This is a genomic window from Rheinheimera faecalis, from assembly GCF_021290965.1.
GTDB lineage: Bacteria > Pseudomonadota > Gammaproteobacteria > Enterobacterales > Alteromonadaceae > Pararheinheimera > Pararheinheimera faecalis.
On record NZ_JAJOYT010000002.1, the window covers coordinates 403,512 to 427,573 of the forward strand.

General features: G+C 45.7%; 20 protein-coding genes. 15 read left to right on the forward strand and 5 right to left on the reverse strand.

Annotated features, from left to right (window positions below; translation table 11 throughout):
- Positions 1-10 precede the first annotated feature (10 nt).
- The 3 genes from LSG34_RS05445 to LSG34_RS05455 all read left to right on the forward strand — a co-directional run bounded on the left by LSG34_RS05445 (position 11) and on the right by LSG34_RS05455 (position 4,029).
- Complete coding sequence (locus LSG34_RS05445) at positions 11-2,677, forward strand: ATP-binding protein (protein WP_233007820.1); 2,667 nt, start codon at positions 11-13, stop codon at positions 2,675-2,677.
- On the forward strand, positions 2,667-3,086 hold the full coding sequence (locus tag LSG34_RS05450) for an HIT domain-containing protein (protein ID WP_233007821.1): 420 nt from the start codon (positions 2,667-2,669) through the stop codon (positions 3,084-3,086). Before LSG34_RS05445 ends, LSG34_RS05450 begins: the two co-directional genes overlap by 11 nt.
- Before the next feature lie 103 nt (positions 3,087-3,189).
- Complete coding sequence (locus LSG34_RS05455; protein WP_233007822.1) at positions 3,190-4,029, forward strand: HDOD domain-containing protein; 840 nt, start codon at positions 3,190-3,192, stop codon at positions 4,027-4,029.
- 63 nt (positions 4,030-4,092) lie between these two features.
- Here the strand turns inward: LSG34_RS05455 and rdgC are convergent, their stop codons facing one another.
- Both rdgC and LSG34_RS05465 read right to left on the reverse strand, forming a co-directional pair.
- On the reverse strand, positions 4,093-4,989 hold the full coding sequence (gene rdgC, locus LSG34_RS05460) for a recombination-associated protein RdgC (RefSeq protein WP_233007823.1): 897 nt from the start codon (positions 4,987-4,989) through the stop codon (positions 4,093-4,095).
- Positions 4,990-5,105: 116 nt separating this feature from the next.
- Positions 5,106-6,854, reverse strand: a complete 1,749-nt coding sequence (locus tag LSG34_RS05465) for a sensor histidine kinase (RefSeq protein ID WP_233007824.1) — start codon at positions 6,852-6,854, stop codon at positions 5,106-5,108.
- Between the two features lie 280 nt (positions 6,855-7,134).
- On the opposite strand from LSG34_RS05465, the gene LSG34_RS05470 reads away from it, so the two are divergent.
- The 7 genes from LSG34_RS05470 (at position 7,135) to ung (ending at position 14,649) form a co-directional block, all read left to right on the forward strand.
- Entirely contained in the window at positions 7,135-7,500 is a 366-nt protein-coding gene (locus LSG34_RS05470; RefSeq protein ID WP_233007825.1) for a response regulator, read from the forward strand.
- Entirely contained in the window at positions 7,497-8,108 is a 612-nt protein-coding gene (locus tag LSG34_RS05475; RefSeq protein ID WP_233007826.1) for a chemotaxis protein, read from the forward strand. Before LSG34_RS05470 ends, LSG34_RS05475 begins: the two co-directional genes overlap by 4 nt.
- Positions 8,108-9,076: a sensor domain-containing diguanylate cyclase gene (locus LSG34_RS05480; RefSeq protein WP_233007827.1), complete on the forward strand. Its 969-nt coding sequence runs from the start codon at positions 8,108-8,110 to the stop codon at positions 9,074-9,076. Before LSG34_RS05475 ends, LSG34_RS05480 begins: the two co-directional genes overlap by 1 nt.
- A gap of 214 nt (positions 9,077-9,290) precedes the next feature.
- Positions 9,291-11,750 carry a bifunctional aspartate kinase/homoserine dehydrogenase I gene (gene thrA / locus LSG34_RS05485; protein WP_233007828.1) on the forward strand — a complete coding sequence of 820 codons (2,460 nt, stop codon included), beginning with the start codon at positions 9,291-9,293 and terminating at the stop codon, positions 11,748-11,750.
- A 1-nt stretch (position 11,751) separates the two neighbouring features.
- Positions 11,752-12,684 carry a homoserine kinase gene (gene thrB / locus LSG34_RS05490; protein WP_233007829.1) on the forward strand — a complete coding sequence of 311 codons (933 nt, stop codon included), beginning with the start codon at positions 11,752-11,754 and terminating at the stop codon, positions 12,682-12,684.
- 9 nt (positions 12,685-12,693) lie between these two features.
- Entirely contained in the window at positions 12,694-13,983 is a 1,290-nt protein-coding gene (thrC, locus tag LSG34_RS05495; RefSeq protein WP_233007830.1) for a threonine synthase, read from the forward strand.
- A 3-nt stretch (positions 13,984-13,986) separates the two neighbouring features.
- A complete protein-coding gene (ung, locus tag LSG34_RS05500; protein WP_233007831.1) occupies positions 13,987-14,649 on the forward strand; it encodes a uracil-DNA glycosylase in 663 nt (220 codons plus the stop codon).
- A 96-nt stretch (positions 14,650-14,745) separates the two neighbouring features.
- Here ung and LSG34_RS05505 read toward each other — a convergent pair whose 3' ends face one another.
- The 3 genes from LSG34_RS05505 to tal all read right to left on the reverse strand — a co-directional run bounded on the left by LSG34_RS05505 (position 14,746) and on the right by tal (position 17,686).
- Entirely contained in the window at positions 14,746-14,922 is a 177-nt protein-coding gene (locus tag LSG34_RS05505; RefSeq protein ID WP_008897291.1) for a DUF3545 family protein, read from the reverse strand.
- 120 nt (positions 14,923-15,042) lie between these two features.
- Positions 15,043-16,671, reverse strand: coding sequence for a glucose-6-phosphate isomerase (gene pgi / locus LSG34_RS05510; protein ID WP_233007832.1), 1,629 nt, complete (start codon positions 16,669-16,671; stop codon positions 15,043-15,045).
- Between the two features lie 58 nt (positions 16,672-16,729).
- A complete protein-coding gene (gene tal, locus LSG34_RS05515; protein ID WP_127020448.1) occupies positions 16,730-17,686 on the reverse strand; it encodes a transaldolase in 957 nt (318 codons plus the stop codon).
- 295 nt (positions 17,687-17,981) lie between these two features.
- Here tal and yaaA point away from each other — a divergent pair, with 295 nt between their 5' ends.
- From yaaA to LSG34_RS05540, 5 genes are all read left to right on the forward strand, one after another.
- Positions 17,982-18,761, forward strand: a complete 780-nt coding sequence (gene yaaA, locus LSG34_RS05520) for a peroxide stress protein YaaA (RefSeq protein ID WP_233007833.1) — start codon at positions 17,982-17,984, stop codon at positions 18,759-18,761.
- 95 nt (positions 18,762-18,856) lie between these two features.
- Positions 18,857-19,357 (forward strand): hypothetical protein, encoded by a 501-nt coding sequence (locus LSG34_RS05525; protein WP_233007834.1) that lies wholly within the window; start codon positions 18,857-18,859, stop codon positions 19,355-19,357.
- The gene (locus tag LSG34_RS05530; protein WP_233007980.1) at positions 19,255-20,199 is read left to right on the forward strand and encodes an IS3 family transposase; all 945 of its coding nucleotides are present in this window, start codon (positions 19,255-19,257) and stop codon (positions 20,197-20,199) included. Before LSG34_RS05525 ends, LSG34_RS05530 begins: the two co-directional genes overlap by 103 nt.
- Before the next feature lie 105 nt (positions 20,200-20,304).
- Positions 20,305-21,603: an inosine/guanosine kinase gene (locus tag LSG34_RS05535; RefSeq protein WP_233007835.1), complete on the forward strand. Its 1,299-nt coding sequence runs from the start codon at positions 20,305-20,307 to the stop codon at positions 21,601-21,603.
- A 109-nt stretch (positions 21,604-21,712) separates the two neighbouring features.
- Positions 21,713-23,965: a carbohydrate binding family 9 domain-containing protein gene (locus LSG34_RS05540; RefSeq protein ID WP_233007836.1), complete on the forward strand. Its 2,253-nt coding sequence runs from the start codon at positions 21,713-21,715 to the stop codon at positions 23,963-23,965.
- Positions 23,966-24,062 lie beyond the last annotated feature (97 nt).

Consider the following 24,062-nt stretch of genomic DNA (forward strand, 5'->3'; position numbering starts at 1 on the left):
CAGGATCTTCATGAGGTTACGTGAAACTTTAGTAGTCTACATGCTACCTATCCTGGTCCTGCCTTTGTTATGTCTGGGTTATTTGTCCTATCATTTTAGTGCCCGTTATTACGAACAGCAGCTGTTTTTGCAAATCAAAAATGAGTTGGTTCGGGCGCAGCAAGATATACGTCTGAAGTTATCCTCTTACCAACAAAGTTTAGCTATTTTATCTGCGCAGACTTCTGTCGAACGTTATGTAGCCGGAGAGCTTGGGTTACAGAGTGAGTTGGTCAGCGAGTTTGAATTGTATCGCAGCCAGCATCCCGAAATTGTGGCCATCAAGTTTATTCGTTTAAATGGCGACTATCAGCTGACTATTCCTCTGACAAAAAATGCGCCGGAAATTAGCAGGTTTCGAAATCAGTATTTTTCTGCGTTGCAAGCGATGATGGATGACAACGGCTTTTTTCTGTCCAGTGAACAAGGCGCAAGTAAGCTTAATTTGTATATAGCGCAAAAAGTCTACCTGTCAGGGCAGGCGTCCGGTGATATCAAACGACTCTGGGGTTATGTGGTTCTGGTGATAAAACCTGAACTGTTTCAACATGGGATCAGTCAATTAAAAGGTGAATTACGAGCGCCTTTAGTCGTCAGTCAGGCCGCAACCATAGTGTTTTCCGAAAACCCATTGCTGATGGGTAGTGTATTTTCACCTGTCAGTTTCACTGAAATTCAGGCCAGTGTTGACCAGCATGAATTTGTTCCGACTTTGCTGCTTGGGCAAGCTATGTTGGTCACTGGTGTGTCTTTAGCTGGCCCTTACCAGTTGGTGATGGGTGTACAACCGACGTTATTAGATCAAAGCATGGCTTATAAACCTTCACTGATTGCCTTGTTTTGCATTTTATTTTGTATAGGTTTACCTATGCTTATTTATCGGGTGCTGGCTCGTTTTGTATTGACACCAATCCGGGAGCTTACAGTAGCTAAAACAGCGGTTGGGCGGGGAGACTTGTCCACTGTGCTCACGGTCAGAAAGCAGGACGAATTAGGCGATATGTTTGCTGCTTTTAATGTGATGGTACGCCAGCTTCGGGTGTATCGTGAGCGTGAACGTGCCTATCAGCAGCAATTAGAAGATAAGGTAGCAGCCCGGACTCAGGATTTAGCCAATGCCAATCAACAACTGGAAGACGCCAATCAGCAACTGATTTTAGCCCGTGAAGTCGCAGAGCAGGCTAACCGTCTGAAAAGTGTGTTTTTGGCCAATATGAGCCATGAAATTCGTACGCCGTTAACGGCCATTATAGGTTTTAGTGAGCAGGCTATTCACGAGAATGATCCACACCGCCAGCTAGATTACTTAAGTCGTGTGCTTCGCAGTGGCGATCACTTATTGGCGCTGATCAACGATATTCTCGATTTATCAAAAATTGAAGCGGATAAGCTAGAACTGCTGACTGAGCAGGTGAACTTATTGGCAATGCTGGATGATATTTACCAGTTGACCAAACAGCAGGCAGAGCAGAAGGGGCTGCAGTGTTTGCTGGAGCTAAACTACCCCTTACCACAATTTATTTATACCGACACTCTACGTTTCCGTCAGGTGTTGCTGAATCTAACGTCGAATGCGGTCAAGTTCACCCAAAAAGGCAAAGTGGTGATCCATGTGTCGTATCAAACTCCTGAAGAAATCCTGCGGATCAAAATCAAGGATACCGGCATAGGTATTACCACAGTGGAGCTCAGTAAACTGTTTCAGCCTTTTGTGCAGGCTGATGCTGCAGTAACCCGTAACTTTGGTGGTTCAGGCCTGGGGCTTTGTATCTCGAAAAAGCTGATGGAGCAGATGCAAGGTGATATTCAGGTTGACAGTGTCAAAGGCATTGGCAGTTGTTTTGAAATAGTGATGAATTGTGAGCATCAGCATATTAGCCTGATCCATAGTTATCAGCGGCCTTCGCAAGAGGCTGTGATTGTTGAAGTCCCCACTGATTACCAGAGACTGAAGCTATTGGTTGCAGAAGATAACCCTGACAATCAGCTGCTGATCCAGGTGTTATTGCAGAAATTGGGCATTCAATCTGTGATTGTAGAAAATGGTCATAAAGCGGTAGAACGTGTCCTGCTGGAGCATTTTGATTTAGTCCTGATGGATATGCAGATGCCGGAAATGGGTGGGGAAGAGGCAACAGCCTTAATTCGTCATGCCGGGATGGACTTACCTATTATTGCTTTAACAGCCAATGTGATGAGTGAAGATCAAAGCCGTTACCTGAAGGCGGGCTGTCAGGCCGTTTTATCTAAACCTATAGTACAAAAAGATTTTTTAGCTGTGATACAAAAATTCTGTCAAACCGGCGCTACTCTGGATGACCAACTAGCGGCGCAGTTGGCTTCTGATCCTGTGATTATTCAGCTTAAGTACGATTTTAAACAGGCTCTGCCGTCCTTGCTCAGCGATTTCCAGCTCTGGTTGTCAGAAGCGAGCTGGGGCCGCTTACAGTATGAGGCTCATAGTGTGAAGGGCAGTGCTGGTAGTATGGGCTATCCAGAGTTAACAGAGCTGATGTCGGGTTTAGAACTGGCGGCGCAACAGGCGGATACTGAGCTTGCAACACAGCTTGTATCTCAGTTTGCGGCCTTAGTTGCCGCAGAGAACAGCACAGAACAGGAGAGAATAAATGAGCAATGATGTGTTTGAGCTGTCGCCTGAATTTGAGCGGGATAGTCTGTGGCTGGCAGACTGGCCTCTTTGCCAGTTACGCGTGCAAAACGATACGAATTACCCTTGGTTTATTTTGATCCCACGTCGGGTTGCTATGGTTGAAATTATTGACTTAACTGAGCAGGACAGGGCGCAGTTGTGGCGTGAAAGTGCACATTTATCTGTGTTTCTGAAAGAAGCATTTCAGGCTAAAAAACTAAATGTTGCTGCGCTTGGAAATATGGTGCCGCAACTGCACCTGCACCACATAGCGCGTTATGAACATGATATAGCCTGGCCAGCACCTGTATGGGGCAAAGCGCCTGCACAGCCTTATACTGAAACACAATGGCAGCAGTTAAAACAAAAGCTGGCATTATTAACCATTCCCTCATGACGGCATTGCGTGAAACGAGTAGAATTATCCTATTATTTGTCCTGTATCCAAGTTTGCAGAATTCTTTGATTGACTGAATTTTTTTGTTGTAAGGAATCTTGTTATGTCGGCTGAAAATGCCTTGTTAACCATTTTGGTTGAGAAGATCCGCACAGATATGCTGGTGCTGCCAACTTTACCTGAAATGGCTATTCGGGTTCGGAAAACAGCTGACGATCCAGACAGCAACCTGGTGATGATGACGGATGTTATCGCTCAGGACCCAGCCTTGGCAGCCCGTATGATTAAAGTTGCCAACAGTGCCTTTATGGGACGTTCAATTAAGGTGAATTCATTAAACCAGGCTATCACCCGTATTGGCTTGAGTCAGGTGAAAAATATTGCGACAGCTATGGCGATGGAGCAGCTTTTTGTTTCACAACATGAGCAGATCAAAGAGAGAATGGCTTTGGTATGGCGCGACAGTGTCAATGTCACCAGTATAGCTCTGGCCTGTTTAAAGCTATATATAGCGGAGAACAAGCACTGTAATCTCAATCTGGATGTGATGACGTTGGCTGGTTTAATGCATTTAATAGGTGCTTTACCTATTCTGACTGAAGCTGAGCGTTATCAGACTGTTTTTGGTGATCCGGAGTTTTTAGAAAACGCCATCAGCACTTTATCAGGCCAGATAGGCTCCAGCATTATGCGAGCCTGGGATTTTGCTGATACTTATGTACAGATTGTGCTGAACTGGAATAATTCGTCCTATCATACTGAGCAGGTTAGTTACATCGACTTTATCCGGCTTGGTGCTTTGGTCCAAAGCCCGTTAGAAGGCACAGCACGATTACAGGCGCTGCAACCTTATATCGAACGCAACATAGTGCCGGATACTAACTTTATGGAGATAGCGGAAATCCGTTTAATTTCTCAGGAAATCAAAGCGCTGTTAAGCTGATTAAGCCTGATAGAATAAAAAGGCCCGCTGATGTGCGGGCCTTGCTGTTTTGACGGTCAGTTTTTACTGAGCGCTGATATTGGCTTTTAATGGCAACAGTGCATGACGTAAAGCGTCTGTCATCAGTAATAAGTCGGCATCTAAACGGCCAATAACATCATCCCAGCCCATTTCTTCGTTAGAACCTGATAACAAGTCATGGAATTTCAGGCGTTTGATACTGCCATCTTCGCAGATCAAAAAGGTGACTTTTTCATCCTGCTCTAAGGCCAGTTTTGTCACCAGCTTATCCTGCAAATGGCTTTGCACTTCATCTGCACTTAACAAGTGGTTGATAAAGCGCACTTTGGCACCTTCTTCATCCGGAGCTTTTAATTCAGCTTCAGCACCTAATTGGAAGCCTTCCGGTAGTTCTTTGCCTTGTAACCAGAAATGCAGCTGCTGATTCAACTGATGGTTGTCCAACAGCGGCATTGCAGGTAAAGATCCAAAAGCTTTACGCAGCAAAGCCAGTAATTCTTCTGCTCTGCTGGCGCTGCTGGTATCAACCAGTAACCAGCCTTGTTGTTTGTCGTACAAAGCTGTGGTGACGCTGGATTTGCTGAAAGCGCGTGGTAACAGGGTCTGGATCAGTTCTTCTTTTAACGCCTGCTTTTCTTTGCGGCTTAAAGGGCGGCCTTTTTCCTGCTCCATTGCATCAATTTTTGGTGCCAGTTCTTCATTGACCACTGAACCTGGCAGAACTTTTTCCTGACGTTTTACCGCAAATAACATCACGTCATTGGTCTGGTGGCAATACTGCTTCAGACTTGGGTGCAAAGGGCTGGTGAAGCCCATTTTAATGGCTTCCTGCGAGGTGCAAGGGGTGAATTTGAATGCAGCTAAGGCCTGCTCTAATTGATCCTGATCGGTGTTCAGGTTTTCAGTAACCTGATATAAACGTAAATTTTTAAACCACATAGTTAACTACTCTGTCTATAAGAATTGCGGCTTAGTATACAGAGTTCAACCGTCAGATTTTGAGTTTTTCAGCGGAAAAAACCAAAGTGCAGTACGCTGCACTTTGTTGTTTAAGTTCAGGAATTCCGTTTTAAGTTTTTCGGGAAACGAATATGGTAACTCAGGCCATGGCCTGGTTCGCTGCTGACCTGAATTGAACCACCCAGCGTCTGACGTACCAGGTTATAGGTAATATGAGTACCTAAACCGCTGCCGCCTTGATCACGTTTTGTGGTGAAAAACGGATGGAAGAGTTTTTCCAACTGCTCCTGAGTCAGGCCACGGCCATTGTCAGAATAGGTAATATCAACCATCTGGCCTTCATCCAGCACAGTAATGCGGATATAACCCTCTTCCAGCTCTTCGAAACCATGAATTAACGAGTTCATTAAAAGGTTGGTAAAAATCTGCGATATGGCGCCGGCAGGACAGCTCAGCATCAGGCTTTCCGGACAATTCACATCAATATGATGGCGGGTCTTTTTGAAGTTTGGCTGCAAGGAGCGGATCACTTCGTGCAGGTATTCGGCCAAATTAATAGTGCGAATCGCATCACTGGTCTGATCGACGGCAATTTGTTTAAAGCTGGCAATCAATTCAGAAGCGCGCGTCAGATTCGACTGCAGCAAGGACGTGCTTTGTTTGGCTTCCTCAATAAAATGTTCCAGCACTTTAGGTGATAAGGTTTTATCTTTGTAGGCCGCATCTAAGGCAGTTAGTTTTTCAGCCAGGAAGCTGGTTGCTGTAACGCCAATACCTACAGGGGTATTCACTTCATGCGTGATACCAGCGACAAAGCCCCCTAAAGCAGCCATTTTTTCTGACTGCACTAAACGGTCCTGTGCCTGCTTTAAATCATCAACGGTTTTTTCCAGCTCGCTTTGTTTGCCACGTAACGCTTCTTCACTGTGGCGGCGACGTTCTATTTCTTCACGCAAGGCTTGTTGTTTAACTTCAAGTTCTTGTTTTTGCTGTTGTAAATCCATCATGGCCTGACTTAAGCCTGAGGTTTTTCTCGCAACTTCCTGCTCCAGCAGCAAGTTGTGCTGATCGAGTTTTTCATTCGAATGCAGCAGCTGCTTCTGGGTGCTTTCCAACTGAACTTTGTAATCCTGCACACGAGCAATCAAGCGGTTAAAAGCATCGGCCATCACGCTGAGTTCATTGGCTTCATCGTGGCGCACTTCAACTTTAGTGCCTTCCAGATGATCCAGCTCCAGATCTTCAATTTGTTGGGTCAGCTCGCTTAATGGCAAGGTCAGCTGACTACGGAAGGCCAGTAAAAACAGAATAATTAAAAAAGTGGTTTTTAATACCGCGTTCCCCACCAGAAAATAAATACCAATTTTAATTCGATCCAATACCACGGCGCGGCTGGAGAATAAAGTGACATCACCGACCTGAGTGGCGCGGCCAGAGAATTCAAAGATAAGCGGAAAGGTGTAGCCAAATAAACCGGAGTTTTGTTCTGTTAAACGAATACCTTCCTGTACCAGCTGGTTGCTGTAACGTTCACTGATGTCGATGTAACGACCTAATTGTGTAATAACGGCGCCACTATCGTCCCGTACTATGATGCCTTCAATAGCAGGAATGGCTAACAGGCCGTCTGCAATAATCAATGCTTGTTGGGTATTTAACTCCCAAATCGCACGGGTCAGACTGCCGGAAAAAGTTTGCTGTAACGTCGCTAACTCACCATTGATATGATCTTTGGTGTTGAAGTACTCGGCAACAATCTGGCCTAAAGTCACGACAAAGGTCAGGATAAAATATACTGACAAGACTTTAGTCAGCAGTTTACGCGATAAACTTTTCTGCTGCATGAAACAACCTTGTTTGGTTCGGCTTAATAATGAATCACCCTAAAACACTAACTTATAGAAGATCTGTTTAAATGAAAATACTATATGTAATAAATAACTTAGAGACTAGGCAACAAGAGCTGCTTTAGCAATATGGCTGCTATAAATTGTCAGATTGCAGCAAAAGCAGCATTTAATGGTGTTAAATTGCAACATCTTTCAGTATGGTAGCGATGTCTACTATTTGAACTACACGCACAGAAGCAAAAACAAATAAAGCAATAATAAAGAGGCTGTTTTAATGGCGTTACCTGTATTAATTTGTGACGACTCCTTACTGGCACGAAAACAAGTGCGTAAATCCTTACCTGAGTCATTTGATGCCGATATCCTCACTGCCGGTAATGGCGTGGAAGCATTGGCTATTTTGCGTAGTCAGGAGATCGGTTTAGTGTTTTTAGATCTGACCATGCCGGAGCTGGATGGCATAGGAGTGCTTGAAGCTATTAAGCAGGATGGTCTGGATTGTTTTGTCATTGTCATTTCTGCGGACATTCAGCCTGAAATGCAAAGAAGAGTGACAGAACTGGGCGCTCTGGCCTTTATCCATAAACCGGTCAATCCGGAAAAGCTTATCGTTATTTTGAAACAATATGGCCTGATATGAGTACAGTATTCTCTGAAGAACAAAGGGATTGTTTGCAGGAGCTGATTAATGTCGCCATGGGTCTGGCCAGCGACAAACTTGCCCGCTTTTTAAATACCTTTGTGCATTTACAGGTGCCAGCTATTGAGCTGGTCAGTTCGGCGCAAATTCCAGCTCAATTTGAAGCTCAGTACAGCAGTACAGATGCTGCTTTAGTCAGTCAGGGCTTTTTGGGCAATGATGGCCTGCGCGGCGAAGCTATAGTTTTGTATCAGCTGGATAACGCCCATCGAATTGCTGCTTTATTAGGCTATGACACAGACAGTGCGTCCGAGCTTGAGATGCTGACTGATATCAGCTCCATTTTAACCACCACTTTTTTAAATGGTCTGGCGGAGCAAATTGATAATAGTCTGTCCTACAGTGCGCCCCGGGTTTTGTCGTCGCGGCAGAATAATGTGACCGAAGCTCTGGTTGAAACGGCTTGTCACTGGGAGCTGGCGCTTAAAGTAGATATTAGTTACCAGTTAATTGATCATTCCTTTAACTGCGATATGTTGTTGTTGATCCCTGGTGAAGCTGTGTTAAATATCCAGCAAATTTTGGATCGGATAGTGGAAGAATATTGATGTCAGAAGACTGGTTAACCGGCCCTATACTGGAGCAACTCAACAGTGGCGTGTTGGTGGTAGATGAACAATTTCAACTGGTGTATCTGAATACCTTTTTACAGCGTCATAGTTCAGTACAGCTTGCTGAGGCAAAAGGCCAAAGTCTGTTTAAAGTCTTTAAAGATGTGCCGGAAGCCTGGCTCAGACGCAAATTTGCTTCAGTGCTTGAATTACAAAGCCCGTCGTTTAGCAGCTGGGAGCAACGTCAGTATGTGATTAAGTTGCCCCATTTGCGACCCGTCACCAGCAGCAGTCAGTATATGGCGCAAAACTGCACCATGTTGCCGTTGAGTGATCCGTCAGGTCGTCGTTATGTCTGTTTGCTGATTGAAGATGCCACAGATGCCTTTGTCTATCAGCAGCATTTACAGAGCACGATGCAAAAGCTGGAACTAAGCAATCGTATTGATGGCTTAACCAAGGCGTTAAACCGGCGTTATTGGGAAGAGCAACTAAAACTGGAAGTACAAAGGGCCCAGCGTTACAACCAACCTCTGTCCTTGTTATTGTTCGATTTAGATAAATTTAAGCAACTCAATGATCAGTACGGTCATTTAGGCGGAGATTGTGTACTGATTGAACTCACTGCACGGGTCCGGGCTTTATTGCGTGATACCGACTGGTTTGGTCGATACGGCGGTGAGGAGTTTGGCATAGTACTGACCAACACAGCGCTGGCGGGCGCCATGGATGTGGCTGAACGTATTTGTCTGGCGGTCAGCAGCACAGCTGTCACATTCCATGAGCAGTCTATAGAAACCTCTATCAGTATAGGTGTTGCGCAACTGGATGTGGCAGGCGAGCGAGCGCACGAATTGCTGATAGGTCAGGCTGATATGGCACTTTATAATGCCAAAAGAGATGGCCGCAATAGAGTTGTATCCTATAGCGCAGGCGAAACAGAATTTCAGCTAAAAGCAAATTAGCAGCCCGTTAAATTTAGAATAATCTAAACATTTAGATTGACAGACGTCTAAAACTTTGAGCATATAGACAGTATGAAAAAGACACAAATCCGCAATACACTCACCATTATTATTACCACCAACCCTGCGGGGTAGGAGGTCGGCGGCGTATTGTTTTCAAAAAGGCCCGTGACCTCCCCGTCACGGGCCTTTTTCGTTTAGCAAGGAGTAAAACATGAGGGTGCTTAAGTTTGGTGGTTCGTCTTTGGCGTCGGTAACCCGCTTCCTCGAGGTAGCGGATATAGTACAACAGCAAATTGGCAATCAGAGCGTAGGCTTGGTGTTGTCTGCGCCTCAGGGCGTCACCAACTTACTGGTGGAACTAACGGATCTGGCTTTTTTAGGTTCTGACTATCAACCTCTTTTGCTGCAGTGGAAGCAGCGCTTGGCTCAGTTGGTTTCAGAGGCTGCTTTGCGGGTGAGCTCTGAGCAATTAAGTGCAGTGCAGCAATTGGCTGACGAGCAGGAGCAAAAACTGACTGAACGCTTGCAAGGCATCAGTTTGTTAAGTTATTGCCCTGATCATATCAAGGCGCAAATTTTAGGTATGGGTGAGCAGTTCAGTGTTTGCCTGATGACGGCTCTGTTTAAATCCCGTCAGGTCAATGTGGCGCTGCTGGACTCTGTAGCTTTAGTAAAAAGCCAGGGCGATTACTTAAATGCCGTGGCAGATATTCCTGCCTCTGAACAAACATTTGCCGCGGCCTTAGCTAAACAATCGGCTCAGGTCTATGTCATGGCAGGTTTTGTCTCCAGTAATGCACAGGGCGAGCTGTGTTTATTGGGCCGCAATGGCTCTGACTACTCAGCCGCCATTGTCGCTGCTGCGGTCAAAGCTTCAGTCTGTGAAATTTGGACTGATGTGGATGGCGTCTACAGTGCTGATCCACGTCAGGTGAAACAAGCCAAGCTGATTGACCATTTATCCTATGATGAAGCCATGGAACTGTCGTATTTTGGTGCCAAAGTACTGCATCCAAAGACCATTGGGCCATTGGCGCGTTTTCAAATTCCTTGTTATATCAAAAACACCTTAAACCCTGCAGCACCCGGCACTTGTATTGATGCCGATAATAACGGTGACTCGCTGGTCAAAGGTATTTCCAGTCTGGAGCATCTGGCGCTAATCACCGTCTCTGGCCCTGGCCTCAAAGGTGTGGTGGGGATGGCCTCCCGTGTTTTTGCCACTATGGCGCGTGAACAGGTGTCGGTCAGTTTAATCACTCAGTCGTCTTCTGAATTTAGTATCAGCTTCTGTGTGGCTCAGCTGGATTTGGCTTCGGCGAAAAAAGCGCTGGAAGCTGAGTTTGAACTGGAGCTGCAAGGCAAGTTACTGCGGCCATTGCAAATTTTATCTGATATGGCCATTGTCAGTCTGGTCGGCGATGGCATGCGCCAGCACCGTGGTGTGGCGGCTAAGTTTTTCGCGTCTTTAGCGCAAGCCCGGGTCAACGTGGTGGCTATAGCGCAGGACAGCAGTGAACGTTCTATCTCCGCTGTAGTAGAACAAAAAGCCTGTCAGAACGCAGTGAAAGTGTGCCATGAAAACTTCTTCAGCCATATCCCAAGTATCGATGTATTTCTGGTGGGTTGTGGTGTGGTGGGCAGCGAGTTACTGGCGCAGTTCCAACGTCAGCAAGAGTTTTTACAGCAACGTAATGTCAAGCTGAAGGTGTATGGCATAGCCAATTCCAAAACTTTGTTACTGGATGAAAAAGGCATAGATTTAAGCCAGTGGCAGCAACAGATGCAGCAGGCCAAAGCTAAGTTTTCTGTGGCAGATTTAAGTCGCTTTGCTCAGGAGCAGCATTTAACTAATCCGGTTTTAATAGATTGCAGCAGTGCAGAACCTGTGGCCAATTTGTATGTCGATTTCTTAAAAGCCGGCTTCCATGTGGTCACTCCAAACAAAAAAGCCAATACGGGTTCGTTGGACTACTACCATCAGCTGCGTCAGGTGGCACAACAACATCGCCGTCGTTTCCTTTATGAAACTACGGTAGGCGCAGGCTTGCCGGTGATCGACACCTTACAGGGCTTGTTTAATGCTGGTGACCAGTTGGTGGCTTTTGAAGGCATTTTATCCGGCTCTTTATCCTATATTTTTGGTTTACTGGAGCAGGGGCAGTCTTTATCACAAGTGACCAGCAAAGCTCGGGAACTAGGCTTTACTGAGCCTGACCCACGTGATGATTTATCTGGTATGGATGTGGCGCGTAAGTTACTGATCATGGCGCGTGAGTCTGGCTTGATGCTGAACTTAGCCGATGTCGAAGTTGAAGGTGTGTTGCCTGCCGACTTTGCGCCTGGCACAGATGTACCGACTTTTATGCAGCAGTTACCAGAACTTGATAAGTCTTTTGCAGAACGTATCGCAGAGGCGAAAGCCAAAGGTCAGGTGCTGCGTTACATAGGTGAAATCAGCGAAGGTTGCTGCAAAGTCGCCATCAAAGCTTTGGATCTGGATCATCCATTGGCTAAAGTGAAAGATGGTGAAAATGCGCTGGCTATCCATACCCGGTATTACCAGCCAATACCTTTTGTCTTACGTGGTTATGGTGCTGGTGCTGCGGTAACAGCAGCAGGTGTGTTCAGTGATGTAATGCGGACTTTGTCCTGGCAGCAGGAGATGTAACATGAAGTCGTATTTTGCGCCTGCGTCCACGGGGAATTTTTCTGTTGGATTTGATTTATTAGGCGCTGCTTTTGAACCTGTCGATGGTTCTTTATTTGGCGATGAACTGCGTATTCATAGTGAACAGTCGGAGCTGGGTTTAACTTTGACTGGCCGTTATGTGCATCAGTTGCCGGGTGATACAGACGAAAACTTAGTGCTGAAGTGTTTTTATGCCTTTGAAAAGGCAATAGGCCGGACTTTGCCACGGCTGCAACTGGAGCTGGTGAAGAACCTGCCGGTTGGCAGTGGTTTGGGTTCCAGCGCCTGTTCTATTGTCGTGGCCTGTTATGCCTTTAATGATTATTTCGGTAAACCTTTAGATGACTATCAGCTGTTGCAGCTAATGGCGCAGTTGGAAGGTGGCGTCAGTGGTTCAGTGCATTACGATAACGTGGCTCCGTCTTTTTATGGTGGCTTATTGTTGATGTTGCCGGATAGCCCTTTGTTATGCCGGGCTTTGCCCTGGTTTGAACACTGGCAGGTCGTACTTTGTTATCCGGGTACTGTGCTGTCGACCAAAGAGGCCCGCGCCGTATTGCCACGACAATTGACGCTCAAACACAGCATAGCTTTTGCCGGCATGTTAAGCCGTTTTATCAGTGCTTTGTATGCCTGGGATGAAACAGAAGCTTTTGCGGCTTTGCAGGATTTAGTGGCTGAGCCTGCCCGTCAGCACTTGATGCCGGAACTTCTGCCTATTCGTGAAAAGTTAACAGCCCAGGGTATAGGCCATGTCGGTATCTCAGGCGCTGGCCCTACTATTTTTGCAGTCTGTCAAAACGATACTCAAGCCCAATTTGCCGCTGATTATTTACAACAGCATTACGCTAAAAACTCAGATGCCATCACGACAGTCTGTCGTCTGGCGAGACAAGGCGCACGTGCGCTGTAGGATGTAACAATGCAATTAACAAATACAAAAGTCGCTTCACAACAAGTTAGTTTTTTAGATGCAGTACGTATTGGTTTGGGTGAGCAGCAGGGCTTGTTTTTCCCAACCCAGTGGCCAACTCTGGATATTGACACTTTATTAGAGCTACCTTTTGTTGAGCGCAGCGCCAAAGTACTGCAAGCTTTAATTGGTGACGAGCTTTCCGCTGAACAAATCCATCAGATGGTAAGTAACGCTTTTCAGTTTCCGGCTCCTTTGGCGCAAGTGACAGAGGATGTCGCCTGTTTAGAGTTATTCCATGGCCCCACTTTAGCTTTTAAAGACTTTGGTGGCCGCTTTATGGCGCAGGCGTTAATTCAGGCGCAAAAGCAGCAGAATGTCAGCAAAACCACTATTGTCACTGCCACTTCGGGTGATACAGGAGCTGCTGTGGCTCATGCTTTTTATCAGCAAGCTGGTGTGGATGTAGTGATTTTATTTCCAAAAGGAAAAATCAGCCCATTACAAGAAAAGCTGTTTACTACCTTAGGTCATAACATCCATACGCTGGCAGTAGACGCCGATTTTGACCAGTGTCAGGCGCTGGTGAAAGAGGTATTTAACGACCGTGATTTAGTCAAACAGCTGAATATCAACTCAGCGAACTCTATTAATATCAGCCGTTTATTTGCACAAATTTGTTATTACTTTGAAGCTGTGGCTCAAGTGCCAAAAGATAAAAGAGATCAAATTGTCATTGCTGTGCCTAGTGGTAACTTCGGTAACCTGACAGCTGGTTTGATTGCCAAGGTGTTAGGTTTACCGATCAAACGTATGATAGCGGCCACTAACTTAAATGACACTGTGCCACGCTATTGGAAAGAGGGTCAGTGGACACCAAACAAAACAGTGGCAACCTTATCCAATGCGATGGACGTCAGCGCACCAAATAACTGGCCACGGGTTGAGGCTTTATTGGCGCAAGGTAAAATTTCCCGCGACGATTTAGAAGCTGTGATGGTGGACGAAGAAGATACCCAGGTATCGATGCGTCAGTTGGCACATTTAGGTTATGTCAGCGAACCTCATGCTGCTATAGCCTACAAAGCGTTAAAGCGCAGTTTGCAGGATGGCGAATTTGGTATTTTCTTAGGCACTGCTCATCCGGCTAAATTTAAAGAGCAGGTCGAAAATATCCTTGGCAGCCCTATTGCTCTGCCGCCGGAGTTAGCAGCAGTTGCATCAGAGGCAAGTTTAAGTGCAGATATGGCGCCGGATTTTGTACAATTACGCCAATTCTTACTGACTCTGGATAAATAAACTGTGTCTTTAAATTGGCAAGACGTGATTGGGGCTGAAAAAAATCAGCCCTATTTTCTGCAAACTATGGATTACTTAAAGCAACAACGTGCCGCAGGCCAGGTGATTTATCCACCTGAAACGCTGGTGTTTAATGCTTTTAAGCTAACGCCTTTTGCAGAGATGAAAGTGGTAGTGATAGGCCAGGACCCTTACCATGGTCCGAATCAGGCTCATGGCTTAAGTTTCTCTGTGCCTGCAGGAGTGGCTATTCCACCTTCGCTGCGCAATATCTACAAAGAGCTTGCGCTGGAATATGTTGATTTTCAGACCCCTAAACATGGGTGTCTGGAAAGCTGGGCACAGCAGGGGGTGTTGTTACTCAATACTGCCTTGACTGTGGTGGCGAACGAAGCCAACTCACACCGTCACTTAGGCTGGGAGCAGTTTACTGATCAAGTGATCCGGGCTATCAGTGCCAATGCAGAAGGTATAGTGTTTTTGTTATGGGGCAGTCATGCGATTAAAAAATCGCAGCTGATTGATAAAACGAAACACCATATTCTGACCGCACCTCATCCATCCCCTTTGTCAGCGCACCGCGGCTTTTTAGGCTGTGGACACTTTGCAAAGGCGAATGAGCTACTCGAACAGCAGGGTAAAACCCCTATCCGCTGGCAAGTATAAATAGACATAGAGCGGGCAGGGATAAATCCAGCCCCCGTATTCAGAGCCTGAATGACAGCCAAATAAAAAGCCCCGACATTGCTGCCGGGGCTCAATTTAACTTAATTCGATGTCTACTAATTCAGGTTCTATGGTCCAGTCTATATCTTCTAGTTCTCGTTTTAAGCGCTGGCGTTCTTTGACTGCTTCAATTTCGCGCCACTTGCGTTTGACTGCACGGCTCTTCGTCGCAGGACGCTCCAACATATTCAGTAAGTCTTCGAAGCTTTCCATGGTTGCCCCTCTGAGTTGTTGTTATTTTCAACAAATTAGTACCACACTTTGTCTAAAAATAAAATAACTCTTTGACACAAATATGAACGAAAAATGAATGTTTTTCGTTCATTCAACAGGTTAGCCTAAGTTCAACTGCTTAAATTTTGCGATAAGTGCCTCTGTGGACGCATCAAAGTTATTTTTTTGTTGATCAGATAACACCTGATAAATAGGCGTCGACAGCTGTTTACCCAGCTCAACACCCCACTGATCAAAAGAGTTGATATTCCACAAAACCCCCTGACAAAACACCTTCTGCTCATAAAGCGCTATTAAGGCGCCTAAGTAATAAGGTGATAATTCTGGCAGCAATAAAGTATTGCTTGGCTTATTACCAGGCGACACTTTATGTGGAGCCAAAGCAATAGCTTCTGCTTCTGATGCGCCACTTGCCAGTACTTCAGCTTTGGCTTCTTCAAAAGTTTTGCCTTGCATTAACGCCTGAGTTTGGGCAAAGCAGTGCGCTGCTAATCTGTGGTGATGATCTTTGAGCTCGTGACTGACTTTGGCGGGCAGAATAAAGTCTGACGGCACAGCCAATACACTTTGGTGCAATAACTGGTGGTAAGCATGTTGACCATTGGTACCTGCATCTCCCCAAATTACCGGAGCTGTGGCATCTGTTAATGGCTTGCCATCAAGATCCACCCCTTTACCATTACTTTCCATATCCAGTTGCTGCACGTATGAGGGCAGGAAACGTAAATAATGGCTGTATGGCAATAAAGCATGAGCCTGACAGCCTTTGGCATTGATGTACCAAACACCCAACAAAGCCAAAATCACCGGCATATTCTGCTCAAGCGGCGCATTGATAAAATGCTGGTCCATATCACGGGCACCTTTGAGCAGTTGTTGAAACTGCTCCATGCCCAACTGCAACGCTACCGGGAAGCCGATGGCAGACCATAACGAATAACGACCACCCACCCAGTCCCACATCGGCAGAATATGTTCAGCCACTATGCCAAATTCTGCTGCGGCTTTGATATTGGACGAAGTAGCCCAGAAATGCTGCGCTATAGCGGCTTTGTCTGCACCTTTGTCAGTAAACCACTGACGCACAGCCAAGGCGTTTTGTTTAGTTTCTTCAGTACCAAAAGACTTAGAGGCGACAAACACCAGCGTAGTGGCAGGGTTTAAAGCTTTGACTACATCAGAGACGACGGCACCATCTATATTGCCGGCAAAGTGAATACGCACAGGGCTTTTGTTAAAAGGCGCTAAAGCTTCACAGGCCATTTGTGGGCCCAGTAAAGAACCACCAATACCAATCCAAATCAGATCGGTAATGGCATCGCCCTGGTAGCCTTTGTAGCTGCCTTGATGCAACTGGCCAATCAGCTCTGCCATCTGAGCATGACAAGCCTGAATTTCTGGCTGTAAATCAACACCATCTAACACTAAAGGTGTGTTCGTATCGGCACGTAACGCCATATGCCAGACGGCACGTTGTTCAGTGTTGTTAATTTTGTCGCCATTGAGCATCTGCTGAGTTTTGCTTTGGATCTGGCTTTGTTTTGCCAGCTCCAGCAGCTTTTGCCAGATGCCATCTGTGATCAGGTTTTTGGCAAAATCCAGGTGAATACCACAGGCATTGACCTGAAATTTCTCAGCCCGCTTTGGGTCTGCAGCAAACTGCTGACGCAATGACAAAGGCTGTTGTGCCAGCTGTTTTAATTCAGCCCAAAGTGCAGACGACATCATATAAACTCCTGTAGTGATCCGATGGTGATAAAAATTAAGCCTTTGATTAGGCCTGTAGCTAAGCCTGTAACTGGGCCTGAATTAAAGATTCAAGCTTACGTTGGTCAACGGCAAATTTACGGATACCTTCCGATAGTTTTTCGGTGGCCATTGCGTCTTCATTCAACGCCCAGCGGAATTCTGCTTCAGTCAAAGCCGCAGTTTCTTTGGCGGTAGCACCTGTATCTTGCAGATGAACTGTTAAGCTGCCTTGCTGTTGGCTGAGTTCTTCCAGTAACCCAGGGCTGATGGTTAAGCGGTCGCAGCCTGCTAAAGCTAAAACTTCGCCGATATTGCGGAAGCTTGCACCCATCACCACAGTTTTATGGCCATAGGTTTTGAAGTAACGATAAATTTCACGCACTGAAACTACACCAGGATCGGTTTCTGCTGTGTAGTCTTGTTTGGTGTTGGCTTTGTACCAGTCCAGAATACGGCCAACAAAAGGAGAAATTAAGAATATGCCAGCTTCAGCACAAGCACGGGCTTGCGCCATATGGAACAGCAGCGTCAGGTTACACTGAATACCTTGTTGCTCAAGATGGCGGGCTGCCTGAATACCTTCCCAGGTTGAGGCTATCTTGATCAAAATGCGATCTTTGCTGATGCCATTTTCTTCATACAAAGCAACCAGTTGCAGCGCCTTGTTGATGCTGGCCTGGGTATCAAAAGATAAACGGGCATCGACTTCTGTAGAAACACGACCCGGCACTAACTTGCTGATCTGAGTGCCGATATCTACCGCAAACTTATCGCTGGCGATACTGACCTGAGTCGCCAGATCTGAGCTTTTGCTTTTGGCATAAGCTACAGCCTGAGCCAATAACGGCTTAGAAAACTCCAGTTGACTGGCGTTGAGTAACAAAGAAGGGTTTGTTGTAGCGTCTACAGGGCGGAATTGTTCAATGGCGCCTAAGTCACCACTGTCGACTACGACTGTAGTCACTGCTTTTAGCTGTTCAAGTAAAGTGCTCATATTGTTTTATTACCGTTTTTCTGATCACAAGTCAGTGATGTGGGGCTTAATACTAAATAAATGTAGGAAAATTACAACACAAAAACAGGCTTTTGCGGCAAGTTTCCGGCATTCGGAATTCTGTTTATTTTGCTACTCTTCGCCATACAGCATAAGGCTTTTATGTTAACCCGAGCTTACCATGAAAAAAAGTAAAAACCATGTCAAAGCCGCGCCCGTATTGAGTTTTGTTGTCGAGCTAAAGCTTTTAATTTGATATAGTTGTTTTACTAAGCAGTACAGGAAACCAAAACCCATGTTGATGGTGATATCACCCGCTAAAGATTTAGATTACCAAAGCCCGCTATCAGTTACCGCCTTTAGCCAACCCGCTTTGCTGGATCAAAGCCTTGAGTTGATGCCCTATTGCCGCGATCTGACACCAGTTCAACTCTCAGGTTTGATGCATATCAGTGACAAACTGGCTGGCTTGAATGCAGCACGTTTCGCACAATGGTCCACACCTTTTACGCCAGATAACGCCCGTCAGGCTGTCTTTGCTTTTAATGGGGATGTGTATCAGGGCTTACAAGCGTCCAGCCTGAAACAAAAAGAACTGGACTATGCCCAGCAACACTTACGCATTTTAAGTGGTTTGTATGGGGTGTTACGGCCTTTGGATCTGATGCAGCCTTACCGTCTTGAAATGGGCACTTCGTTAGAAAATGGCCGTGGTAAAAATTTATATCAGTTCTGGGGCGATCGGATCAGTACTGAACTGAATCAACAGCTGGAGCAGTTAAATTCACAGATGCTGCTGAACCTAGCTTCGCAGGAATATTTTAAAGCCGTGGATAAAAAAGCGCTGAAAGCCAAGGTGCTGAATGTGGAATTTAAAGATTTCAAAAATGGTCAGTATAAAATCATCAGCTTTTTCGCCAAAAAAGCCCGTGGCCTGATGGCTCGTTATGTCATTGAGCAACAGATTGATCAGGTGGATGGCTTAAAGCAATTTAACAGCGCTGGCTACCAGTTTAGTAGCGCAGAATCCAAAGCGGATAAGCTGGTGTTTACACGGATGCAACAGCCAGATTGATACTTCTTAGTCTTTGCGCTAAATAACCGAAAAAGCCGCAGAAAACTTGAAGTGACCCCCAATAGTTGGACATTCCAATTACTGGGGGTCTTTTTATGTCCAAACATCCAAGAGCATTTAAGCTTGAATTAGCAAAATGTGCTCAGTACGAAAGTTCACGCGAGCTCAGTCGCAGGTTCGATGTGTCAGGTGGGCAAATCCGCTACTGGTCATCCGTTTATCAACTTCATGGCTTAGATAGTTTTCTCCACAAAGACTATCCTTATACCTCTGATTTCAAACTTCAGGTCATCACCGCGATGCGTGAGAATCAGTGGTCGCTTGGGTTTACCAGCGCCTACTTTGACTTATCGACTCCAGGTATATTATTTCAGTGGCTAAAGCTTTATTCTTGCGAAGGACTATCCAGACTTACCCCAAAGAACAAAGGCCGACCTTGTATGACACACCACTCTTCTGAGCCCAAACCGTCATCGCAGATGACAGAAAAAGAATTAAGGGAAGAGTTGGATTATCTGCGTGCAGAGAATGCTGTTTTAAAAAAGTTAGAAGCCTTGGCTCAGGCAAAAAAGAACAAAGCAAAGAAAAGGCCCTAGTGGTCAATGAGCTCAAGGCGATATTTAGCTTACAGCATTTACTTAAAGCGACTGGATTAGCAAAAAGTGTCTATTACTACCATTGCAAGGTGTTAAGGCGGACGGCCCCTGATGAAGCACTGCAGTCGCAAATAGTGCATCTCTATCACGAGCATAAAGGGCGTTACGGCTACCGCAGGATAACCATGTCGTTGCGATTATCCGGGGTGAACATTAACCATAAACGCGTTCAACGATTGATGGGTGAGCTTGGCTTAAAATCAAAGGTAAGGCCCAAGCGGTACGCATCGTATAAAGGTGATGTGGGCAGGATAGCGCCCGATTTAGTCCAGAGAAAATTCACTGCAGACAAGCCAAACCAAAAGTGGGTCACCGATGTGACAGAGTTCAAAGTGGGTGAGCAGAAAGTGTACCTATCTCCTGTGATTGACCTCTTTAATCAGGAAGTCGTGAGCTACGAAGTCGGTACGTCGGTCAGGTTATCATTGGTCACCGACATGCTCAAAAAGGCGACGGCTAAACTTGGGCGACACGAAACTCCGATTGTTCACTCTGACCAAGGCTGGCAGTATCAAAACAGGAAGTATCAGCAGCAGCTGAAAGAGAAAGGTTTAAAGCAAAGCATGTCGAGGAAAGGAAACTGCTTAGATAACGCCATGGCTGAAAACTTCTTTGGCTTATTAAAAACAGAGATGTACCACAACGAAGTGTTTAAAAATGCAGATGAACTCATTGAGACCATCAAAGAGTACATCGACTATTACAACCACAAACGGATAAAGTTGAAATTAAAAGGCCTGAGTCCGATTGAGTATCGAAATCAGGCCTTGATAGCCGCTTAAAAATGAGTCCAACTTTATGGGGTCACTTCAACTGCGGCTTTTTAGTGCGCTTTTTTAATTGGCTTTTGCTAAAATGCGCGGCTCTATTGATCCGAGTGTTGCCCTATGAAATTCCCTGGTCGTCGTAAACTCAAACATTATTTTCCTGTGTCTCAGCCTAAGCTGACTTTACCCAGCTACGAAGTGCGGCCTGAACTGGACACTTATATTGTGGGTTTGGACCAAACCATAGTGGATGTGATTGCCAATGTCAGTGATGAATTTCTTGAAAAATACGGCATAGGCAAAGGCTTATCCAACTTAGTGGAGCATGGAAAAGCTGACCTGATTTATCAGGAACTGGTGGGTTCTAACGCTATTTCTGATCACTTTGCCGGCGGCACCATAGGCAATACAGTACATAACTACTCTGTACTGGCTGATGATAAATCCGTGTTATTGGGCGTGATGTCAGCCAATATTCAACTAGGTTCTCCTGCCTATCACTACTTATGCCATACCAGCAGCAAGGTGGATATGAACCACCTGCAGGGCGTGCCAGGTGATATAGGTCGCGGTATTACCATGATCACTCCGGATGGCGAACGCACTTTTGTGATAGACCCGGGTGATATGGACGAGTTAACTCCTGCTTATATCCCAACCGATATTATTGCCAAAGCTGCAGCTATAGTGGTCAGTGCTTATCCACTGCGCGCCACCGATCAGCCTATCCAGCAGGCTATGGTGAAAATGCTGTCCGATGCTAAAGCTGCAGATGTTCCTGTGGTGATGAGCTTAGGCACTAAACATTTAGTCGAAGAGCACAGAGAGCTTATTCAGCAAACTCTGTCGCAATATGTCAATGTGCTGGCGATGAATGAGCTGGAAGCTGAGGCTTTAACTGGTTTTGCTGATCCTTTGCTCGCGGCAGAAGCTGCGCTGGATTATGTCGATATGGTGCTGTTAACAGCTGGTCCTGAAGGTTTGTATTTATGTGGATACACAGACGCATCAGCCAAACGTGAAACGACCAATCCAATCAAATCCGGCGCTTTGGCTGATTACAACGAGTTTGAATTCAGCCGTCCTATGCAGAAAAAAGACTGCCAGCAGCCAGTAAAAGTTTACTCGCATATCGACCCTTATTTAGGTGGGCCTGAGCGGATTAAAAATACCAATGGCGCAGGCGATGGTGCTTTAGCTGCTATTTTGCATGACATAGCGGCCAATCATTTCCATCGTCAAACTTTGCCTTTATCCAGTAAACACGAACAACCTTATCTGGCTTATTCGTCTTTTGCTCAGATTTGTAAATACGCTAACCGCGTCAGTTACGCCATTCTGGTACAAAATGCGCCACGCTTGTCTAAAGGCTTACCGGAAAAAGAAGACTCTCTGGAAGAGAGTTACTGGGACAGGTAACTACCTGTTACAAATTCACTATAGAAGGCCGGTATTTCCGGCCTTCTTCTTTTGCATTTCTTTCTATATAGTGCCCCTGACTTTTTCTCCTGATGTACAAGGACTGTAAATGCTGCGCTGGTTTTTTCTGTTGGCTGCTCTGTTTTCTGCTAGTGCTCTGGCCGATATTCACATTCCTAAAACCACCGCCGCTATCAGCATTGATGGCGATTTATCTGACGCTGGCTGGACGCAAGCGAACAAAGTTCAGATCACCATCAACAGCTGGCCATCAGAAAATACGCCTGCTCCTGTTGCAACTGAAGTGCTGCTAATGGAAAACGGTGAGTATTTTTATCTGGCTTTTAAAGCCAAAGATCCCGATCCGTCCCAAATCCGTGCCTTTTTAAAAGACAGAGATGACGTCTGGGAAGACGATTTAGTCGGTATCAAAATTGATAGCTACAACGATCAAAAATTAGCTTATCAGTTTTTCAGTAACCCTTTGGGTGTGCAGGCAGATGCAATAGAAAATGAAGTCACAGGCGATGAAAGTGACGCATGGGACGGTATTTGGCAAAGTGTGGGTCAACTCACCCCTGATGGCTATCATGTCGAGATCGCTATTCCACTGCGTATCCTAAACTTTAATGACAGACTGGCACTGCAGCAATGGCGTATTGAGTTGGTACGGTTTTATCCACGCGATGTGAAACACCGCTTATCCAGCAATAAAATAGAGCGGGCGAACCCCTGCTGGATTTGTCAGATGCGTATCGCTACTGGCTTTTCCGGTGCTAAACAAGGCAGTCATTTTAGTGTGGTGCCGTCTTTGGTGACGGGGGCCAGTCAGCAACGTGATGTGACACCCGACGCGAAATCAGACTGGCAGACAGAACCCAATACCGAAGTCAGTCTGGATCTAAAATGGGGCATTACACCGGATATTAATCTCAATGCCACACTCAATCCTGACTTTTCTCAGGTCGAAGCTGATGTAGCGCAAGTGTCGATGAATGATACCTTCTCGTTATTCTTTGACGAAAAACGCGCTTTTTTCCTCGATAACCAGGATTACTTCAGTTCACCTCTGGATTTGGTTTACACCCGCAATATAGGTGCACCTGACATAGGCGCTAAGCTGACGGGTAAACAGCAGCAACATTCCTTTGCTTTCTTTGCGGCCAATGATGAAAAAACCACTTTTATAGTGCCAGGCAACCTGGGCTCTGACGTCGCCGTCTTGGACGAGGAAAGCACCAACGCTGTGCTTCGATATCGTTACGATCTGAATGCAGATGTATCTTTGGGTTGGATCAGTAGCGTGCGGCAAAGCGACAGCTATCACAATAATTTATCAGGCTTGGATCTGAAGTATAAAGTCACGGAGCAAGATGAGCTGGTGCTGCAGTACTTGTATGCCGACTCTACGTATTCAGAGCCGTTACGTCAAAGCTTTGGAGATTCTGAAGCTGGTTTACGTTTAGCGGATGATTTATCAGACCCAGCTTATTTTTTCATGTATGAACATGATGATGGTGCCTGGTTGTGGAATACCGAATATCTGGCGCTGGAAAAGGAGTTTCGGGCTGATATGGGTTATATGCCACAAACCGACTTTCATAAGTTTGTGCAGGGTTTGGGCTATCAGTGGTTTTCTGACAGCAGCTGGTGGAATAGGGCTATTCTGAGCGGCGATTGGGATATCAGTCATAACGCCAATAACGAGTTATTGGAAAAAGAAGCAGAGTTGTTTTTGGAGTTATGGGGACCACAACAAAGCTTCTTCTCTTTTAGTCTGACGGACAGAGATAAAACAGGCCCGCGTCTGAATAACAATTCTCTGGCTATTGATGGCAATACGCGGATCTTTAACGAAAAACGTTTTATTACTTTTGCCGAGTTCAGGCCTTTATCTGCGCTTTATGCCAATGCAGAAATTGAACTGGGTGATGCCATTGATTATCGTAATAACAGGCTGGGGGATTTACTGCAGGTCTCGCCTGAAGTCAGCTGGAATGCCAGTACTCATCTGCAAATTGAAGCTCGTCATACCTACAGATATTTAGAGGCGGACGGTGCTGAAGTCTTTACCGCCAACCTGACCGACTTACGTTTTAGCTATCAGTTTTCCGTGCGTAGTTTGTTGCGCCTGACTTTGATTTACAGCGATATTGAGCAGAATCCGCTGAATAATCCGGGACTTGAACAACAGCTGGAACGCAGCTTGGGTAGTCAACTATTGTATTCCTATAAACTCAATCCACAGACCTTGTTTTTTGCTGGTTACAGTGACAATGCTTATCAGGATGATGAACTGACCAGTTTGGAGCGGGACCAACGCTCTGTCTTTATGAAATTCAGCTATGCCTGGTTGCTTTAACAATTTATGACATTGTTGTAAAAGAAAAAGCTTTACAGCCCAAAGACTTCACTTTTATGCTGGCTTTATAGGGCATAGAGTTGGGTGGTCAGAAGTG

Coding starts and splice junctions, on each gene's coding strand:
- LSG34_RS05445 (WP_233007820.1), top strand. CDS start 11: ATGAGGTTACGTGAAACTTTAGTAGTCTACATGCTACCTATCCTGGTC.
- LSG34_RS05450 (WP_233007821.1), top strand. CDS start 2,667: ATGAGCAATGATGTGTTTGAGCTGTCGCCTGAATTTGAGCGGGATAGT.
- LSG34_RS05455 (WP_233007822.1), top strand. CDS start 3,190: ATGTCGGCTGAAAATGCCTTGTTAACCATTTTGGTTGAGAAGATCCGC.
- rdgC (WP_233007823.1), bottom strand. CDS start 4,989: ATGTGGTTTAAAAATTTACGTTTATATCAGGTTACTGAAAACCTGAAC.
- LSG34_RS05465 (WP_233007824.1), bottom strand. CDS start 6,854: ATGCAGCAGAAAAGTTTATCGCGTAAACTGCTGACTAAAGTCTTGTCA.
- LSG34_RS05470 (WP_233007825.1), top strand. CDS start 7,135: ATGGCGTTACCTGTATTAATTTGTGACGACTCCTTACTGGCACGAAAA.
- LSG34_RS05475 (WP_233007826.1), top strand. CDS start 7,497: ATGAGTACAGTATTCTCTGAAGAACAAAGGGATTGTTTGCAGGAGCTG.
- LSG34_RS05480 (WP_233007827.1), top strand. CDS start 8,108: ATGTCAGAAGACTGGTTAACCGGCCCTATACTGGAGCAACTCAACAGT.
- thrA (WP_233007828.1), top strand. CDS start 9,291: ATGAGGGTGCTTAAGTTTGGTGGTTCGTCTTTGGCGTCGGTAACCCGC.
- thrB (WP_233007829.1), top strand. CDS start 11,752: ATGAAGTCGTATTTTGCGCCTGCGTCCACGGGGAATTTTTCTGTTGGA.
- thrC (WP_233007830.1), top strand. CDS start 12,694: ATGCAATTAACAAATACAAAAGTCGCTTCACAACAAGTTAGTTTTTTA.
- LSG34_RS05505 (WP_008897291.1), bottom strand. CDS start 14,922: ATGGAAAGCTTCGAAGACTTACTGAATATGTTGGAGCGTCCTGCGACG.
- pgi (WP_233007832.1), bottom strand. CDS start 16,671: ATGATGTCGTCTGCACTTTGGGCTGAATTAAAACAGCTGGCACAACAG.
- tal (WP_127020448.1), bottom strand. CDS start 17,686: ATGAGCACTTTACTTGAACAGCTAAAAGCAGTGACTACAGTCGTAGTC.
- yaaA (WP_233007833.1), top strand. CDS start 17,982: ATGTTGATGGTGATATCACCCGCTAAAGATTTAGATTACCAAAGCCCG.
- LSG34_RS05525 (WP_233007834.1), top strand. CDS start 18,857: ATGTCCAAACATCCAAGAGCATTTAAGCTTGAATTAGCAAAATGTGCT.
- LSG34_RS05535 (WP_233007835.1), top strand. CDS start 20,305: ATGAAATTCCCTGGTCGTCGTAAACTCAAACATTATTTTCCTGTGTCT.
- LSG34_RS05540 (WP_233007836.1), top strand. CDS start 21,713: ATGCTGCGCTGGTTTTTTCTGTTGGCTGCTCTGTTTTCTGCTAGTGCT.